Origin of the sequence: Streptomyces sp. NPDC051320, assembly GCF_040682175.1 — a bacterium.
In the GTDB taxonomy this organism is placed as follows: domain Bacteria; phylum Actinomycetota; class Actinomycetes; order Streptomycetales; family Streptomycetaceae; genus Streptomyces.
The window spans coordinates 744256-761490 of the sequence record NZ_JBFBAL010000001.1; the positions used below are offsets into that span (position 1 = coordinate 744256).

The 17235-nt window shown below is 69.8% G+C and carries 15 protein-coding genes; 6 read left to right on the plus strand and 9 right to left on the minus strand.

Annotated elements, in window-relative coordinates; all coding sequences use genetic code 11:
• Window positions 1-269 precede the first annotated feature (269 nt).
• Together typA and AB0M87_RS03610 are read right to left on the minus strand one after the other, a co-directional pair.
• Window positions 270-2141, minus strand: a complete 1872-nt coding sequence (gene typA, locus AB0M87_RS03605) for a translational GTPase TypA (RefSeq protein ID WP_365849742.1) — start codon at window positions 2139-2141, stop codon at window positions 270-272.
• Between the two features lie 187 nt (window positions 2142-2328).
• Window positions 2329-4494 carry an ABC transporter family substrate-binding protein gene (locus tag AB0M87_RS03610; RefSeq protein ID WP_365849744.1) on the minus strand — a complete coding sequence of 722 codons (2166 nt, stop codon included), beginning with the start codon at window positions 4492-4494 and terminating at the stop codon, window positions 2329-2331.
• A 302-nt stretch (window positions 4495-4796) separates the two neighbouring features.
• Here AB0M87_RS03610 and AB0M87_RS03615 point away from each other — a divergent pair, with 302 nt between their 5' ends.
• The 4 genes from AB0M87_RS03615 to AB0M87_RS03630 all read left to right on the plus strand — a co-directional run bounded on the left by AB0M87_RS03615 (window position 4797) and on the right by AB0M87_RS03630 (window position 8828).
• Complete coding sequence (locus AB0M87_RS03615) at window positions 4797-5093, plus strand: hypothetical protein (RefSeq protein WP_365849746.1); 297 nt, start codon at window positions 4797-4799, stop codon at window positions 5091-5093.
• A gap of 171 nt (window positions 5094-5264) precedes the next feature.
• Window positions 5265-6089 carry a hypothetical protein gene (locus tag AB0M87_RS03620; RefSeq protein WP_365849748.1) on the plus strand — a complete coding sequence of 275 codons (825 nt, stop codon included), beginning with the start codon at window positions 5265-5267 and terminating at the stop codon, window positions 6087-6089.
• Between the two features lie 34 nt (window positions 6090-6123).
• Window positions 6124-8061 carry a fumarate reductase/succinate dehydrogenase flavoprotein subunit gene (locus AB0M87_RS03625; RefSeq protein WP_365849750.1) on the plus strand — a complete coding sequence of 646 codons (1938 nt, stop codon included), beginning with the start codon at window positions 6124-6126 and terminating at the stop codon, window positions 8059-8061.
• Entirely contained in the window at window positions 8058-8828 is a 771-nt protein-coding gene (locus AB0M87_RS03630; RefSeq protein WP_365849751.1) for a succinate dehydrogenase/fumarate reductase iron-sulfur subunit, read from the plus strand. Before AB0M87_RS03625 ends, AB0M87_RS03630 begins: the two co-directional genes overlap by 4 nt.
• An 18-nt stretch (window positions 8829-8846) precedes the next feature.
• Here the strand turns inward: AB0M87_RS03630 and AB0M87_RS03635 are convergent, their stop codons facing one another.
• Window positions 8847-9896 carry a hypothetical protein gene (locus AB0M87_RS03635; RefSeq protein WP_365849753.1) on the minus strand — a complete coding sequence of 350 codons (1050 nt, stop codon included), beginning with the start codon at window positions 9894-9896 and terminating at the stop codon, window positions 8847-8849.
• A gap of 96 nt (window positions 9897-9992) precedes the next feature.
• Here AB0M87_RS03635 and AB0M87_RS03640 point away from each other — a divergent pair, with 96 nt between their 5' ends.
• A complete protein-coding gene (locus tag AB0M87_RS03640) occupies window positions 9993-10613 on the plus strand; it encodes a hypothetical protein (RefSeq protein ID WP_365849754.1) in 621 nt (206 codons plus the stop codon).
• 46 nt (window positions 10614-10659) lie between these two features.
• Here AB0M87_RS03640 and AB0M87_RS03645 read toward each other — a convergent pair whose 3' ends face one another.
• Window positions 10660-11238, minus strand: a complete 579-nt coding sequence (locus tag AB0M87_RS03645) for a TetR/AcrR family transcriptional regulator (protein ID WP_365849896.1) — start codon at window positions 11236-11238, stop codon at window positions 10660-10662.
• Between the two features lie 168 nt (window positions 11239-11406).
• On the opposite strand from AB0M87_RS03645, the gene AB0M87_RS03650 reads away from it, so the two are divergent.
• The gene (locus tag AB0M87_RS03650; protein WP_365849755.1) at window positions 11407-12360 is read left to right on the plus strand and encodes an aldo/keto reductase; all 954 of its coding nucleotides are present in this window, start codon (window positions 11407-11409) and stop codon (window positions 12358-12360) included.
• 18 nt (window positions 12361-12378) lie between these two features.
• On the opposite strand, the gene AB0M87_RS03655 is transcribed toward AB0M87_RS03650, so the two are convergent.
• The 5 genes from AB0M87_RS03655 to AB0M87_RS03675 all read right to left on the minus strand — a co-directional run bounded on the left by AB0M87_RS03655 (window position 12379) and on the right by AB0M87_RS03675 (window position 17216).
• Window positions 12379-14892: a SpoIIE family protein phosphatase gene (locus tag AB0M87_RS03655; RefSeq protein ID WP_365849757.1), complete on the minus strand. Its 2514-nt coding sequence runs from the start codon at window positions 14890-14892 to the stop codon at window positions 12379-12381.
• Between the two features lie 155 nt (window positions 14893-15047).
• On the minus strand, window positions 15048-15452 hold the full coding sequence (locus AB0M87_RS03660; RefSeq protein ID WP_365849759.1) for an ATP-binding protein: 405 nt from the start codon (window positions 15450-15452) through the stop codon (window positions 15048-15050).
• Window positions 15453-15585: 133 nt separating this feature from the next.
• The gene (locus AB0M87_RS03665; protein WP_365849760.1) at window positions 15586-16011 is read right to left on the minus strand and encodes a (deoxy)nucleoside triphosphate pyrophosphohydrolase; all 426 of its coding nucleotides are present in this window, start codon (window positions 16009-16011) and stop codon (window positions 15586-15588) included.
• An 80-nt stretch (window positions 16012-16091) separates the two neighbouring features.
• Window positions 16092-16271, minus strand: coding sequence for an SPOR domain-containing protein (locus tag AB0M87_RS03670; RefSeq protein WP_365849762.1), 180 nt, complete (start codon window positions 16269-16271; stop codon window positions 16092-16094).
• 192 nt (window positions 16272-16463) lie between these two features.
• A complete protein-coding gene (locus AB0M87_RS03675) occupies window positions 16464-17216 on the minus strand; it encodes a GntR family transcriptional regulator (protein ID WP_365849764.1) in 753 nt (250 codons plus the stop codon).
• Window positions 17217-17235: the final 19 nt, after the last annotated feature.

The window sequence follows — 17235 nt, forward strand, 5'->3', positions numbered from 1 at the left end:
CGAGCTCGGTGGAGTCAACTATTGGGTACGACACGGCTCCAAACCACACTTAAAGAGTCTCGGTTTGACAACATCAGTCGCCCTCTCTCCGCCGAAATCTGGACAAAATAAGCGTAGACAGACACCCGCGAAACGGACCGTTCACACAATCACCGGTGATCGGCGGTCGCTATCCGGACGGTAGGAACGACAAAAGAAGTTGACGAACACGCCCGGCCCCCCACCGTTGCGGTAGGGGGCCGGGCATGATGCTGACGGGGCGCCAGTTGTCAGCGCTTGGCGCGCGAGGCGCTGCGGCCGCGCTCCTTCTGGTCCAGGACGACCTTGCGGATGCGCACGGTCTCCGGGGTGACCTCGATGCACTCGTCGTCGCGGCAGAACTCCAGCGACTGCTCCAGCGACAGCTTCCTGGCCGGCACCACGTTCTCGGTGGTGTCGGCGGAGGCCGCACGCATGTTGGTGAGCTTCTTCTCCTTGGTGATGTTCACGTCCATGTCGTCGGCGCGCGAGTTCTCGCCGATGATCATGCCTTCGTATACCTCGGTGGTGGCCTCGGTGAAGATGACACCGCGCTCCTGGAGGTTGACCATCGCGAACGGCGTCACCACGCCCGCGCGGTCCGCGACCAGCGAGCCGTTGTGACGGGTGCGCAGCTCACCGAACCACGGCTCGTGGCCCTCGAACAGGGAGTGCGCGATGCCGGTGCCCCGGGTCTGGGTCAGGAACTCCGTACGGAAGCCGATGAGACCGCGGGACGGGACGATCCACTCCATCCGGACCCAGCCCGAACCGTGGTTCGTCATCGTCTCCATGCGGCCCTTGCGGGTCGCCATCAGCTGGGTGATGGCGCCGAGGTGCTCCTCGGGGGAGTCGATGGTCATGCGCTCGATCGGCTCGTACGTCTTGCCCTCGATCTGCTTGGTGACCACCTGCGGCTTGCCGACGGTGAGCTCGAAGCCCTCACGGCGCATGGTCTCGATGAGGATGGCCAGCGCGAGTTCGCCCCGGCCCTGGACCTCCCAGGTGTCGGGGCGCTCGGTGTCCAGGACGCGGAGCGAGACGTTACCGATCAGCTCGCGGTCCAGGCGGTCCTTGACCTGCCGGGCGGTGACCTTGTGGCCCTTGCCGCCCTTGCCGACCAGCGGCGATGTGTTGGTACCGATGGTCATCGAGATGGCGGGCTCGTCGACCGTGATCAGCGGCAGCGCGATCGGGTTCTCGGTGTCGGCCAGCGTCTCGCCGATCATGATGTCCGGGATACCGGCGATGGCGCAGATGTCTCCGGGGCCCGCCTTCTCGGCAGGCTTGCGGGTGAGCGCCTCGGTCATCAGCAGCTCGGTGATCCGGACGTTGGACATCGTGCCATCACGCTTGATCCACGTGACGGTCTGGCCCTTCTTCAGCTCGCCCTGCTCGACGCGGCAGAGCGCGATACGGCCGAGGAAGTTGTCCGCGTCGAGGTTGGTGACGTGCGCCTGCAGCGGGGCGTCCTCGTCGTACTCCGGGGCCGGGACCGCGGAGAGGATCGTGGAGAAGAACGGCTCCAGGTTCTCGCTGTCGGCCGGGACGGTGCCGTCCTCCGGCTTGGTCAGCGAGGCGACACCGTCGCGCGCGCACGCGTAGACGATCGGGAACTCGATCTGGTCCTCGTCGGCGTCCAGATCCAGGAAGAGGTCGTACGTCTCGTTGACGATCTCGTCGATCCGGGAGTCCGGGCGGTCCGTCTTGTTCACGCAGAGGATGACCGGCAGCTTGGCGTCCAGCGCCTTGCGCAGCACGAAGCGGGTCTGCGGCAGCGGTCCCTCGGAGGCGTCGACGAGGAGAACGACCGCATCCACCATCGAGAGGCCGCGCTCGACCTCGCCGCCGAAGTCGGCGTGGCCCGGGGTGTCGATGATGTTGATGGTGATGACGTCGCCGCCATCTTTAGGGTGGTACTTCACGGCCGTGTTCTTGGCCAGGATCGTGATGCCCTTCTCACGCTCCAGGTCGTTCGAGTCCATCATGCGATCGTCGAGGTGCTCGGCGGCGTGCGCGGCGAAGGCGCCGGCCTGCTTGAGCATGGCGTCGACCAGGGTGGTCTTGCCGTGGTCGACGTGGGCGACGATGGCTACGTTACGGATGTCGTGGCGCGTGGGCATGGGTGGCTTGCGCTTCTCTCAGCTCGTGGGATGCGGCGTCTGTCCTTGGTACGCCCGCCGGGCGGACGCGCCACGGCTAGTCCCATGGTACGGGGCCTGCGCGTCCGGGGCTTCCCGGGCACGAACTTGCCCGCCGAGGGGTCGGCGGGCAAGGCCATCGAGCTGCTTCTTCGTCGGGGCTTGCGGGTCAGGACTTCTTGGCGGATTTCAGGAAGCCGATGTCCTGATAGCGGGGCGTCGCGAAGCCGAACGCCCCGGCATTGGCGACGGCCGGCTTCACGGCCACCAGCTCCGGACGCTGGTAGAGAGGGATCGATCCTGCGGCGGCCCAGATGCGGGCGTCCGCCTGTTCGACCAGGTCCCGGGCCGTCCCCTGGTCCAGCTCGCCGGCCGCACGGTCGAGGAGCTGGTCGATGCGGTCCGTACCGACCCGGGTGTAGTTCTGGTCGACCAGCAGCGATCCGTCGGACGCCACCCCCGGCTTGGCGTAGATCGGGCGGGCGTCGGTGGCCGGGTAGGCGGTGGCGGGCCAGGAGTAGAGCCCCAGGTCGTAGTCGCCGGACGCGATGTGGTCCTTGAAGTAGGCGGCTCCGTCCACCTTGATGACCTCGGTACGGATCCCCACGGCGTCCAGCATCTGAGTGATCTGGGCGCCGACGGCGTTCAGCTGCTCCGACCCGGGGCCGGTGGGCAGCACGAAACGCAGGCTGAGCGGCTTGCCCTTCTTGCCGACGACGGCCGGCGCGGCGGCCGCGGCCGCCGGGGCCTGGGTGCCCATGGGCGCATAGGCTCCCGCCACCTGGTGCTTCTGGTCCCCGGACGCGCTGCCGGCCTTCGAGTCGTCCGCCGGGGATTTCGCCGCCTTGTCGGCCTTCTCTCCGCCGGCCTTTTCCTTGTCGACCTTTTCCTTTGCCGACTTCTCGGCCTTCTTGGCCTTCTCCGAGTCGGCCTTGCTTCCGGCCTTGCTCTTCTCGGTGGTCTCCCGGGCGCCCTCGGCCGTCCAGCCGGCGTCTGCCAGCAGGGCCAAGGCCTTCGCGGTGTCATGGCCCCCGACGGCGCCGCTGTTGTCCTTGTAGTCCCGCTGACCGGCCAGCGCGAGATGGCTGCCGGGTGGCTTCGCGGGCAGACCGAGCGGCTTCAGTACCTCGTTCGCGATCTCCTGACGGTCCAGCGCCCTGGCGACCGCCCGGCGTACCCGCTGATCGGCGAGCGGGCCGGAGCTGCCGTTCATGGCGAGCTGGGTGTAGGCGGGCTCCAGGGACTTGCGGAGCGTGTAGCCGCTCAGGGCCTTCTGCTGCTCGGCATAGTCCTTGCGGGCCTGCTGCGTCTGTTCGCGGGCCTTGCTCGCGGCTGCCGCCGCCTTGGGGCCGTCGGCTCCATGGGCCACGGCCCAGGAAATGATGGCGTCGGCCGGCTTCACGTCACTGCCGGGGCCGTGCGCCAAGGGCTGCAGGCCGTTCCCGTCCTTGGCGGCCAGCGCGATCCGCCGGGCGACCGGGACGTCGACCTCCGCGACGTCGAGCCTGCCCGCGGTGAGCGCCGTGGTGCGCTCGCCGGTGGACACGGCGTCCAGGACCAGCGAGTCGAGCTTGGCCCGGTCTCCCCACCAGTGCGGATTGCGTACCAGGGTCACCTCACCGGCGTCCCGGTCCGTCGACTTGATGGTGAACGGTCCGGCCGTGGCGGCGAGCTTCTTCCGGGCCCCTTCGTTGAAGGAGGCGGGGGTGCCCGTGACCTCCTTCGGATACAGCGGGGAGAAGAGAGAGCGCCAGTCGGCGTAGGGCTTGTCGAAGGTGACCTCGACCTCCAGGTCGTCCTTGCCCTTCTCGATCTTCTCGATCCTGTCGTATCCGGCGTTACGTGCCGTCCAGTACCCGGAGTCCTTGCCGCTCAGCGCACGCCACTGGGCGACGAAGTCGGGGGCGCCGATCTCGCGGCCGTTGCTCCAGACCGCCTTCTGGTTGATCCGGTAGCGGACCACCTGCTTCGGCTCGGTCTTGATCACGTCCGCCGACTCCAGGTAGTCGGCGTTGCGCTGCGGACGGCCCGAGGAGTCGAGGGTGAAGAGAGCGGGCAGTACCGCGCCCGCGATCCGTGCGGTCGACGCGTCGGCATCGGCCTGAAAGGTGTTCAGCGTGACGGGCATCGTGTCGACGGCCCAGTGCAGGGTGCCGCCGTCGGCCACCAGCTGCCGCGCCGCCGTGGCCATGTCGGGGGCGGTCGCTGTGGCGTTGCCTCCGTGGTCGTTGCTCCCGCCGCAGCCGGCCAGCACGGGCAGCGCCAGTACACCGGTGGCGAGGAGCGCGACGCTGCGCCGCTTTGCTCTCCCGTGTGAAACGCCGACGTGGGACATGGCTGATACCTCCGGGGCGGACTCCGTCCACTCCGCTAGGGAATGAACAAGAATCTTCGGGTATGGTGGCATTTGATTTTGATCACACGTATGACCCCTTCACTGAAGTGGAGGCCTCGCCTGGTCCGTGGGAGACACGTCGGTGCGCCGCCCGAACCCCACCCGTGCGGCGCAATGGGGGGCGTACGGAACCCCGTGCGCCGGGAATCCGGTGCATCACCCTTCACAAGCGGGGATGTGAGGCGCGAGACTCTCCGACGCACGATCGTTTGCCGTCCGCACCAGCGGAAGTGAGGCAAGTCATGACTCTGCAGGATGATTTGACAGCCGTACAACGATCTCTGGACGCTCTGGTCCGCTCGCTGGGCGTCCTGGAGCAACAGCTCGGCAGTGGCCTGGAGATACGGCGGGTCCGTACCGACGCCGGCCATCTGCGGGAGAGCCTGGCGCTGCTGCGTGAAGCCGTGCCCGCGGCCCACGCCCGGGTCGGCCCCGACCTGGTGTCCATCCCCGACACGCCGTACGACAGCAAGCTGTGGTCGTCGGCCGAGGACATGGACGATGAGGGCATCGGCGCCCGCGACCGGCACGCCCCCTGACCCGGCCCACCTGACACCACAGCGCACCTGGCGCCGAGCATGACCTGACGTCGTCCGGCACCCGACGTCGAGAGACCGTCGGGTGCCGGGCGCACCTGAGGCACGCGCACGTCCGGCGCGGGGGCGCGTCGGCGTCGAGCGCCTCGCCTCCGACTTCGACTGGAGTCCCCGTTGGCAACTGGCACGGAACCACAGCCCCGGCTGGACACGGGCGTGCGCGACGCCTCGCGCGCCGCCATCAGCGCCCGGCACCTGCGCACCGACCGCTGGTGGCTGGCACCCGCCGTCACCGCCGCCGGGCTGCTCGCCTTCGTCGTCTACTCGACCTGGCGGGCCTTCGCGAACACCGACTACTACTCGGCGCCCTATGTGTCGCCGTTCTACTCCCCCTGTCTCGCGAGCAACTGCGAGACCATGCGGCACGGCCCCAACTGGGACCTCTTCGGCAGCTGGTGGGCTATCTCCCCCGCGCTGCTGGTGCTGATCTTCCCCCTGGGTTTCCGGGTGACCTGCTACTACTACCGCAAGGCCTACTACCGGGGCTTCTGGGCGTCCCCACCGGCCTGCGCCGTCGCCGAGCCGCACCGGAAGTACAGCGGCGAGACCCGCTTCCCACTCATCCTGCAGAACATCCACCGGTACTTCTTCTACGCGGCGGTGATCGTCGCCGGGATCCTGACGTACGACACCGTGCTCTCCTTCCGCGACACGCACTACCGGTGGGGCCATATGGGGCTCGGTTCTCTGGTCTTCCTGATCAACATCGCGCTGATCTGGGCGTACACCATCTCCTGCCACTCCTGCCGGCACATCGTCGGCGGCCGCCTCAAACACTTCTCCAAACACCCGGTCCGCTATCGGCTGTGGGGGTGGGTCAGCAAACTGAACGCCCGTCACATGCAGCTCGCCTGGGCCTCGTTGATCAGCGTCGGGGTCGCCGACTTCTACGTCTATCTGGTCGCGTCCGGCGTCTTCGACGATCCGCGGTTCTTCTGATGGTTCTGATGGTTCTGACGAGCAGGGGCTCTGCATGACACAGCTCGACCCGCAGCAGTGGGACGTCGTAGTGGTGGGCGCGGGCGGTGCCGGGCTGCGCGCCGCCATCGCGGCCCGCGAACAGGGCGCCCGCACCGCCGTGATCTGCAAGTCGCTCTTCGGCAAGGCCCATACGGTGATGGCCGAGGGCGGTATCGCCGCTTCCATGGGCAATGTGAACTCCGGCGACAACTGGCAGGTGCACTTCCGCGACACCCTGCGCGGCGGCAAGTTCCTCAACCAGTGGCGGATGGCGGAGCTGCACGCCCAGGAGGCGCCCGACCGGGTCTGGGAACTCGAGACCTGGGGGGCGCTCTTCGACCGGACGCCCGAGGGCAAGATCTCCCAGCGCAACTTCGGCGGCCACGAGTACCCGCGTCTGGCGCACGTCGGCGACCGCACCGGTCTGGAACTGATCCGCACCCTCCAGCAGAAGATCGTCTCGCTCCAGCAGGAGGACGAACGGGAGTTCGGCGATTACGAGGCCCGGTTGAAGGTCTTCCAGGAGTGCACGGTCACCCGGGTGCTCAAGGAGGGCGAGAAGGTCGCCGGCACCTTCTGTTACGAACGCGAGTCCGGCCGTTTCTTCGTCCTCGAGGCGCCCAGCGTGGTCCTCGCCACCGGCGGCATCGGCAAGTCCTTCAAGGTGACGTCGAACTCCTGGGAGTACACCGGCGACGGTCACGCACTCGCCCTGCTCGCGGGGGCGCCGCTGCTCAACATGGAGTTCGTGCAGTTCCACCCGACCGGCATGATCTGGCCGCCCTCGGTGAAGGGACTGCTGGTCACCGAGTCGGTGCGCGGGGACGGCGGGGTGCTGCGCAACAGCGAGGGCAAACGCTTCATGTTCGACTACGTGCCGGACGTCTTCAAGGAGCAGTACGCCGAGTCCGAGGAGGAGGGCGACCGCTGGTACGACTCCCCGGACCAGAACCGGCGCCCGCCCGAGCTGCTGCCGCGCGACGAGGTGGCCCGCGCCATCAACTCCGAGGTGAAGGCGGGGCGCGGCTCTCCGCACGGGGGCGTCTACCTCGATGTGTCGACCCGGATGTCCGCCGAGGTGATCAAGCGCCGGCTGCCTTCGATGTACCACCAGTTCAGAGAGCTGGCCGACGTCGACATCACCGCCGAGGCCATGGAGGTCGGCCCCACCTGCCATTACGTCATGGGCGGCATCGCGGTGGAGTCCGACACCGCCGCCGCCCTCGCGGTGCCCGGTCTCTACGCGGCAGGTGAGGTCGCGGGCGGCATGCACGGCTCGAACCGGCTCGGCGGGAACTCCCTCTCCGACCTGCTGGTCTTCGGCCGCCGGGCCGGGCTGCACGCGGCCCAGCACGCGGCGCGGGAGACCGCGGCCGGCGCCCGTCCGTCGATCGACGCGGCCCAGCTCGCCGCGGCGGCGGCCGAGGCACTGCGGCCCTTCAAGGCGGCGGACCCCACGGACGGGGAGCTGCCGGAGAATCCGTACACCCTGCACCAGGAACTCCAGCAGACCATGAACGATCTGGTCGGCATCATCCGCCGCCAGGGCGAGATGGAGGAGGCCCTCGAACGGCTGGCGGCGCTGCGCGGCCGGGCCGGGCGGGCCGGCGTCGAGGGGCACCGGCAGTTCAATCCCGGCTGGCACCTCGCGCTCGACCTGCGGAACATGCTGCTGGTCAGTGAGTGCATCGCCCGCGCCGCGCTGGAGCGGACCGAGAGCCGTGGCGGCCACACCCGCGAGGACTGTCCGGCCATGGAGCGCAGCTGGCGCGGCGTCAACCTGCTGTGCCGGCTCGCCGAGCCCCCGGCGGACCCGGCGACCGACGACCCGGCGCGCGGTCGGATCACCCTTGTCAGGCAGAACACCGTGCCGATCCGTCAGGACCTGCTTGACCTCTTCGAGAAGGAAGAGCTGGTCAAGTACCTCGCCGAAGAGGAGCTCCAGAGTTGAGTTCGTACGAAGCCAAGTTCAGGGTCTGGCGCGGGGACACCGACGGCGGGGAGCTGCAGGACTACGCCGTCGAGGTGAACGACGGCGAGGTGGTGCTCGACATCATCCACCGCATCCAGGCCACCCAGGCATCCGATCTCGCGGTGCGCTGGAACTGCAAGGCAGGCAAGTGCGGTTCCTGCAGCGCGGAGATCAACGGCCGGCCCCGGCTGATGTGCATGACCCGGATGTCGGTCTTCGACCGCGCGGACACCATCACGGTGACCCCGCTGCGGGCCTTTCCCGTGGTCAGGGACCTGGTGACGGATGTGTCCTTCAACTACACCAAGGCGCGCGAAGTGCCCTCCTTCGTACCGCCGGAGGGCGTGCCGCCCGGCGAGTACCGGATGCAGCAGATCGACGTGGAGCGTCCCCAGGAGTTCCGCAAGTGCATCGAGTGCTTCCTGTGCCAGGACACTTGCCATGTGGTGCGCGACCACGAGGAGAACAAGGCGGCGTTCGCCGGGCCGCGCTTCCTGATGCGGATCGCCGAGCTGGACATGCATCCGCTGGACGCGGCCGCCGAGACCGGCCTCGACCGGAAGCGCAGCGCGCAGGACGAGCACGGTCTTGGCTACTGCAACATCACCAAGTGCTGCACGGAGGTCTGCCCCGAGAACATCAAGATCACCGACAATGCGCTGATCCCGCTCAAGGAGCGGGCGGCCGACCGGAAGTACGATCCGCTGGTCTGGCTGGGGAACCGGATCGGCCGGCGCGGGAAGTAGTCACGCGGAGCGGACCACTCAGTTCCAGCCCTTGCGGTAGGACGTCCAGTCGGTCTCCGTGGCGGCGAAGTCGACGTAGAGCGCGACGCCGAAGTGTGCCCGGTCTGGATCCTCGCGGCCGAGCGCCAGCCGCACCCCGCGGACCGCCGCCGCGACGGTCTCGGCGGACCCGATGTGGCCCGGTCTGGTCTCGTGGTAGAAGGGCAGCCCCATCAGCAGATCCGTCGTGTTGGGGGTGACCTCGAGGGCCAGGGTGGTCTGCTCGGCGACGTAACCGCCGTACAGACTCTGCAACGGCAGCCCGGTGTCGTACGACATCACCGCGATCTGGTCGACCCGGCGGGCGACCTCCCCGAAGAACTGCTGCGACCACCACTTGGGGTGGCCCGTGACGGCCCCGGCGGCCGTGTGGAAGGCGGGCAGCGGGTCGATCTGGTGAGCGGCCACCGAGAGCAGCACCCCGCGGTCCGTGGTGAGCTTCCGCAGCCGGTCCAGCAGCGCGAGGTAGTGGCGGTCGCCGGAGTGCAGCGGCTCCAGGTCGAAATGCACCCCCTCGAACCCGGTGCCGATGATCTGCCGCGCCGAGACCACCATGGCGCTGCGCGACGCGGCCCTGTCGAGGTCGAGGCCGTCGGGACTCTCGGTGTTGAGCTCGTCGCCGAGCCAGGCCTGCACCCGGACGCCGGGCAGCTTGCGGTGCACCGCGTCGATCAGCCACTTCGCCCGGGCGTAGCGGGCGGCGGGCAGGGTGCCGTTGTGCTCGAGGGGGCCCGCATGGACGTACAGGTCGCGCAGCCCGGTCCCCTTGAGCCGCGCCGCCAGGGCGTCCACATCGGCGGCCTTCTTGCGGCCGTCGACCCAGGCGTGGCCGAGCCAGATCGCGTCCCGGCCACGGGTGCGGGTGCCGTCCCGGTAGTCCCCCGCGTCATTGACCCGCAGCGCGACACCCGCGGTGAGGATCGGGACCACGATCAGCACGGCGAGTGCGAGCGCCGTCCACTTCAGCCATCTGCGGACCCGAACACGTCCGAAACGTGTGAAGACCGCGCCGAATCGTTTCGCCTGCACCGATGCCCCCACGAGCTCCGCCGTACCGGCCCCACAGCGTAGGTGATGCCGGATCTGCGGTCGCGGTCGGCCGGGGACGGTCATACGCTCCCCACTGTGACGCCGTCCGACGTATCCACCCGGCCGCATACCGCCGTGCCGCCCGTTCCGTCGGTCGCGCTCGTTACGGCGGGCCTGCTGCTGGCGGCGGCTCCGGGCGCCCGCGCGGCCGCCGAATCCGGTGACGGCGGCGCCGACACCGGGATCAGCTCACTGCTGGTGCCGCTGCTGGTGGTACTGCTGGCCGGCGGCCTGGCGATCTTCGCTTATGCCCGCAGAAAGCGGCGCGCCGAGACCAGGACCACACCGGCCGGCAGCCGGCTGCAGCAGGGCTGGACCGGTACCGGGGAACCGGCGCAGCCATCGCAGGCCCCGCTGCATCGGCTGGACTCCGAGGCGAGGCGACTGCTGGCCGGGACGGAGCAGGCGATCCGCCATAACACCGAGGAACTCGCCGTCGTCACCGCTCAGTTCGGCCAGGAGGCCGCCCTGCCCTTCACCGAGGCCCTGACCTTCGCGGGCAACCGGCTCAGCACCGCCGTCCGGCTCCGCCGACAGCTGGACGACACCCCGCCGGAGAGCGACACCACCAAGCGGCGGATGCTCGACGAGATCGTCGCGCTCTGCACCGAGGCCGAACAGCACCTCGCCGCGGAGGCGCTGCGCCGGGAGCCGTGAACCGGAGCTGTGAACGGGAGGTGCGGTGCTGCCTCCCGCCCCCTCGCTACTCCCTTCGGTCAGGGAGGTCCACCGCTTCGCCCCGTGGGCGCAGGGAGTCGACGACGAGGTCGAGCAGCCGTCCGGTCTGCCCCGGATCGCCGTCGGCCGCCGTGGCGAGGAGCACCCCGACGAGCATGGTGGTGACGTCATCGGGCTCGACGTCCGCGCGCAGCGCGCCCGCTCGTACGCCCTGGTCGAGCAGCGTTCCGATAGCGGTGGTGATGCGCTCCCGGGTGGCCGGTGTCGCGATGCGGCCCGAAGCCCAGCCGGCGCGGAGGGTGTCGATCATCCCGCGTTTCGCCGCGACGAACGCGGCGTAGCGGTCCATCCATGCGCGGAGCGCGGTCTCGGGCGGGAGCTCGGCGATGAGGGCAGGGGCGCTGGTGGCGACATCGTCGAGTTCGGCGGCGTAGACCGCCTCGACGAGTGCTTCGCGGGTGGGGAAGTGGCGATAGAGCGTGCCGATTCCCACCCCGGCCCCGCGGGCGATGCCTTCGAGCGGGACGGTGTCGTCGGCGGCCGCGAAGGCGGCGCGGGCGACAGCGACGAGCTTCTCGCGATTACGCCGTGCGTCGGCCCGCAGCGGGGGCTCGGCACGCGGTGGCGGCTCGGCGCCGGTGGGCTGGTCGGTGGGGACGCCGGGGGGCGTCGGTTCGGGCGGACTCAAAACGGAGGCACCTCCGGTAGTGCTACAGTCGAATGAACGGAGGGCCCTCCGCTTCCCTCATCGTCGCACGAGAACGGGATCGCCATGACATCCAGCAGCACCCCTTCTGCCGATACCGCCGCCACCGGCGCTCCACGCCCGGGGGGCTCGGCCCTGCTCGCCGGCCGCCCCGTTTCGCGTATCGGGTACGGGGCGATGCAGCTCGAGCGCCTGCACGGCGACCGTCCGGCGGCCATCGCCCTGCTGCGCCGCGCGGTCGAGCTCGGCGTCGACCACATCGACACGGCCCAGTTCTACGGCGATGGTCTCGTCAACGGGCTCATCCGGGAGGCGATCCGCCCCGCGGACGGCGTTCTCGTCGTCACTAAGGTCGGCGCCGACCCGGACACCGGCGGTCCCGTCCGGATTCGGCTCGCCCAGCGGCCCCAGGAACTCCGGGCGAGCGTCGAGGACAACCTCGCCGGCCTCGGCGTCGACCAGCTCGCGCTCGTGAACCTGCGCCGTGCGGACTCCGGGCCCGGCCTGCGGGCCGAGGGCGACCAGGTGGTCGACATCGACGATCAGCTCGCCGAGCTGGTCGCGCTGCGCGACGAGGGAAAGATCGGCGCGATCGGGCTCAGCAGCGTGACCGTCGATGGGCTGCGCCGGGCGATCCCGGCGGGCATCGCCTGCGTGCAGAACGCGTACAGCCTCGTGACGCGTGACGACGAGGACATGCTCGCGCTCTGCGTCGCCGAGGGAATCGCCTGGGTACCGTACTTCCCGCTCGGCAGCGCGTTCGCCGGCATGCCGAAGGTGACCGACGAGCCGGCGGTCCGCGCGGCGGGTCAGGCGCTCGGCAGCACCCCGCCGCAGATCGGCCTCGCCTGGCTGCTTCGGCACGCCCCGAACGTGCTCCTCATCCCCGGTACCGCTGACCCCGACCACCTGGAGGCGAACATCGCCGCGGGCACGATCGCCCTCGACGACGCGACGCTTGCCGCGCTGGACGCCGTCCCGACGCGCTCGGCGGCCGTCGCGCTGCCGGCGACCGGGTGAGCTCCGCCGGGAGCGGCGCTAGAACATGCTCAGCAGCTGCTCCACGCTCAGCTCCGCGGCCGGCGCCCCGTCCGGGAGGGCGAGCTCGAACCAGACGGTCTTGCCGCGCGGGGTGCGGCGGGAACCCCAGGCCGCGCTGAGCATGCCGACCAGTTGCAGCCCGCGGCCACCCTCGTCGGTGTCACGGGCCCGGCGCCTGCGCGGTTGGACCAGTCCGGCGTCCCAGACCTCGCAGACGAGGGTGCGGTCGAGCAGCAGCCGCAGCCTGATCTCGCCCTCGCCGTACCGCAGGGCATTGGTGACCAGTTCGCTGACCAGGAGTTCGGTGGTGTCGACCAGATCATCCAGGTCCCACGACACCAGCTGGGCGCGGGCCAGTTCGCGGGCCCGGCCCACCGAGCGTGGCTCGCGGGGGAGGCGCCAGTCGCCGACCGAGCCGGCCGGCAGACCTTGGATCCGGGCCATCAGGAGGGCGATGTCGTCCTCGCCGTGGCCGGTGTCCAGGGTGGTGAGGACGTGGTCGCAGACGTCTTCGAGCGGACGCTCGGAGTGGGTGAGCGCACCGCGGAAGGCGCGCAGGCCCTCGTCGAGCGGCTGGTCACGGGATTCGACGAGTCCGTCGGTGTAGAGAGCCAGCAGCGCGCCCTCGGGGATCTCGACCTCGACCTCCTCGAAGGGCTCGCCGCCGACGCCGAGCGGCATCCCGGGCGGAACGTCCAGCAGCAGGGCCTCTTGGCCGGGTTCGACCAGGACGGGCGGCAGATGGCCGGCGTTGGCGAAGGTACAGCGCCGGGTGACCGGGTCGTATACCGCGTAGACGGCGGTCGCCAGATAGACCTCGGAGAGATCCGCCTCGCGGGACTTGTGGGCCGCCCGGGATGCCTGCTGGGTGCCGCTCGGCGTGCCGAGACCGCGGGCGATCTCGTCGAGTGCTTCGAGCACCTCGGCCGGCTCCAGGTCCAGCAGTGCCAACGTCCTCACCGCAGTGCGCAGTTCACCCATGGCGACGGCGGCGCGCAGTCCGTGGCCCATGACGTCGCCGACGACCAGCGCGGTCCGGTGGCCGGGCAGTTCGATGACGTCGAACCAGTCGCCGCCGACCTCGGTCGCGGTATTGCCCGGCAGGTAGCGGCAGGCGATGTCGAGTCCGGCCGCCTCGGGGTCGCCGGGCGGCAGCAGCGAACGCTGCAGGATCAGGGCACGTTCGTGCTCGCGCCGGTAGAGCCGCGCGTTGTCGATACAGACGGCGGCGCGGGCGGCGAGTTCCACGGCGAGGGCCCGGTCCCGCTCCCCGAAGGGCTCGCTGCCCTTGGTGCGGGAGAACTGGGCCAACCCGACCACCGTGTCGTGGGCGACCATCGGCACGGCGAGCGTGGAGCGGACCGGGCTGCCGTCGGCGCCCGGAACCGACTGGACCTTTCCGGTGCGCAGGGCTCCCGCGCAGGGCGAGTGAAAGGCATACCGGTGGACCGCGCCGAGCGTCGGCGCGTCCTCGGTGCGCGGCAGCGGGATGTCCGAGACGGCGCTGGCGAAAGCCACCCGGCGCAGCTCGGCACTGCCGTCGGCGCTGCCCTTCGTGGACTCGTCACCCTCGAGCAGTCCCTGGTACAGGTCCACCGACGCCAGGTCGCAGAAGCCGGGCACCGCCACATCGAGGAGTTCTCGTGCGGTGGTCTCCAGATCGAGAGAGTTCCCGATCCTGGCGCCTGCCTCATTCAGCAGGGCCAGGTTACGGCGGGCGCTGGCCGCCTCGCGGGCCTGCACGTGACGGCGGGTGACATCGGTGCCCAGACCCGCGACACCGATGGGCCGCCCCGATCCGCTGTTGACCCGGTAGAGGTTGAGCGACCACTGCCGGCGTTCCGAGGCGCCCGGCGGCGATCCGGCGAGTTGGAGGTCGGTGACGGGTTCGCCGGTCTCCAGGACCCGCTTGAGCGCTGCGGTCATCCGGTCGGCCTCGGAGCGGGCGAGATAGTCGTGGACCGTACGGCCGCGGTGCGCCTTGACACCGTCCCCGAAGATCGCGGCGAAGCGGCTGTTGACCCGCTGCACCGTGAGGTCCGTGCCGAACAAGAGGAAACCGAAAGGGGATTGGCCGAATATCGCCTGTGAAGATGCGAGGTCGGCCTCGATGTGACGCAGCACCTTGACGTCGACCACGATGCACACCGCCGCGCGCTCACCGCTCGCCGTCTCACTGGGCATCACATACAGCTCAGCGAGCCCGTGGGCCCCGTCCTGATCGGGCAGCCGGAACGGAACGGTGCCCGTCCACTCCTTGCCGTCGAGTATTTCGGCAACTCTGCCGTGGCTTCTCCCGCGCAGCTCCGGCGGCAGAAACGCCTCGACCGGGTCCATGCCGACGGCCTCGCGGGCCGGCACGCCGAAGAGCTCCTCGGCCCGCCGGCTCCACTGCTCCACCAGCCCGTCGGGGCCGATGGAGAACGAGGCCACCCTGATGTAGTCATAGATCGAGCCGGGCGGACTGCTCTGCCATACGACATCGCCCGTCGCACCAGATATATCGCTCACGCGACCGTCCCCTCCAGCTCACCACGCACCGGACCGGCCCAGGTGGCTACCGCAGTATTCAGCACTACGGCCCCAACCGGCACGGCGTTCACGATCACAGCACGGTCTCAGTCGATTTCGGACAAGGCTGCTGCGATCGATGTCCCAACACACTCCTAACCAGGCTGAGCCAGCTCGAACCACACCGTCTTGCCCGATCTGCCGCGCCGGGTGCCCCATCGCTGCGCGGAACACGCGACCAGTTGGAGTCCCCGGCCGCCCTCGTCCTCGGGTCCCGCCGCACGTTCCCGGGGCGGTTCCGGATGGGTATCGGAGACTTCGAACCGAAGAATGGCCGGATCCAGCCGCGCCACCCGGACCCCGATCGGCCCGGAGCCATGGCACAGGGAATTGGTCACCAGTTCACTCACCAGCAGCGCGGCGACGTCCCCCAGGTCCCCGTCGAGCCGCCAGCCGAGCAGCGCGTCCCGGACCGACCGGCGGGCGATGCGTACGGCGCCCGGTTCGGCGGGGAAGGTCCACTCGACGCAGCCACCTTCGGGGTCGAGCACACCGATCACTTCCCAAGGCCAACGACGGAGGTGCGTCCGTTTTGCGGGATTAATCAGCTCATACCCCATATTCACCGCAAAATATCGATCTTCGCCGACCAGGGAGCCTTTCGCGCTGAACGCACCGTATTTTCGGCAGCTTTCAGCTGCTACCCGGCTCTTCGCCGCCGCCCCGCCCCGCCGCCAGCCGCCGCGCGGCCTCAGCCACCGCGGGCCGGTCCTGGTCCAGCCAGTCGACCGCGTCGATCTCCTGCGGGCCCAGCCAGCGGAGCGCGTCGTGGTCCTGGAGCGGCCGCGCCTCGCCGGCCACCAGCCTGGCCGTCCACACCTGCAGGACGTAGCCCTCCTTCAGCGGCCACTCGCCGGGAATGCGCTCCAGAGCCTCGCTCTCGACGCCCAGCTCTTCGCGCAGCTCACGCACCAGCGCCTGCTCGGTGCTCTCCCCCGGCTCGACCTTGCCACCCGGCAACTCCCATCGACCCGCCAGTTCGGGCGGGGCGCTGCGGCGCGCGGCCAGCAGCCTGCCCCCGTCGTACAGGGCTCCACCCACGACTACCCGGTCCGCCATCGCGCCAGCCTACCGATCGGACGGAGAGCCTCCCGACCGACCGGGGTACTGAACGACCGGCCCTGCTGAAGGACCTGGACCTACTGGACGACTTGGCCGATGCGCTCCACCCAGTACAGCTGCTTGTGCCCCCGGCCATCGAGCGTGTCGGCGATCCGCTGCGCCTCGTCCCTGGTCGCGTACTGGCCGACGCGATAGCGGTTGCCGTTGTCGTCCTGCCGTATCACCTGCCACGGCAGCAGGGCGGCACTGTCCGTCATCGTGCGCCCCTGTGTCGCGCCGGCGTGCAGGTCGTTGAGAGTCCCCTGGAAACCGCGTTCTGCATATGCCCGAGCGTACGCCTGACCTTTACGGAGCGGATACGTGTTTACACAAAGAGATACGGATTCGGCCACTCTGCACTCTGCAGACCGCACACACCACCCCAGCGGGACCCGAACGCCTCCCTGCCGTCACCTCACCGGCAGGTGATACGCGATGCGGTAGCGGTCGGCCGGCACCACGATGTCCGCGGTCTCCACGGCCCGCCCCGACGCGTAGTACGTGCGGGAGACGACCACCACCACATGGCCGGGCACGCCCCCCAGGACGAGCAGTTCCTCCGCGAGACCGGGCCGGGCGCCGACCTCCTCGACCACGTTGTCCACCACGATGTCGATCGCGGCCATCCGCTCCACGACCCCGCAACCGCCCAGCGGGCCCTCCTCCGGCAGCATCACCGGCGTACGCCCGGTGATCTCCAGGGGCTCCCAGGAGGTCGAGAGCATCATCACCTCACCGGCGTCGCGATAGACATACCGGGTGCGCATCACCCGCGCCCCCGGCGAGACGGAGAGCCGCAGTGCGATGTCGGTACCGGCGGCGTCCTGTTCGCTGCCGGACTCCCAGGTGCCCTGCGCGCGCTCGTCGGCCTGCTCCTGGCGGAACGGAGTCGCGCCCGTGGCCATCCGGTTCCCGGATCGGGCGATACGACGCGGGACGAGCCGTTCGCGGACGTAGGTCCCCGAGCCGGACCGCCCTTCGACGAGCCCCTCGGCCATCAGCACCTTGCGCGCTTCGAGGGCGACCGTGTCGGAGACGCCGTACTCCTCCCTGATGCGGGCCTGCGAGGGCAGCCTGGTGTGCGGTGCCAGCGAGCCGTCGGTGATCTTCTGCCGAAGATCGCTCGCGACGCGCAGATAGGCCGGCTGCTCACCGAAAGACACTGGCCACTCCCCCTAAGAT

What these genes read in the sequence shown, in the direction of transcription:
- AB0M87_RS03650 (WP_365849755.1), top strand. Translation starts at nt 11,407, where the DNA reads ATGACATCCAGCAGCACCCCTTCTGCCGATACCGCCGCCACCGGCGCT.
- AB0M87_RS03610 (WP_365849744.1), bottom strand. Translation starts at nt 4,494, where the DNA reads ATGTCCCACGTCGGCGTTTCACACGGGAGAGCAAAGCGGCGCAGCGTC.
- AB0M87_RS03615 (WP_365849746.1), top strand. Translation starts at nt 4,797, where the DNA reads ATGACTCTGCAGGATGATTTGACAGCCGTACAACGATCTCTGGACGCT.
- AB0M87_RS03665 (WP_365849760.1), bottom strand. Translation starts at nt 16,011, where the DNA reads ATGGCGGACCGGGTAGTCGTGGGTGGAGCCCTGTACGACGGGGGCAGG.
- AB0M87_RS03625 (WP_365849750.1), top strand. Translation starts at nt 6,124, where the DNA reads ATGACACAGCTCGACCCGCAGCAGTGGGACGTCGTAGTGGTGGGCGCG.
- AB0M87_RS03670 (WP_365849762.1), bottom strand. Translation starts at nt 16,271, where the DNA reads ATGACGGACAGTGCCGCCCTGCTGCCGTGGCAGGTGATACGGCAGGAC.
- typA (WP_365849742.1), bottom strand. Translation starts at nt 2,141, where the DNA reads ATGCCCACGCGCCACGACATCCGTAACGTAGCCATCGTCGCCCACGTC.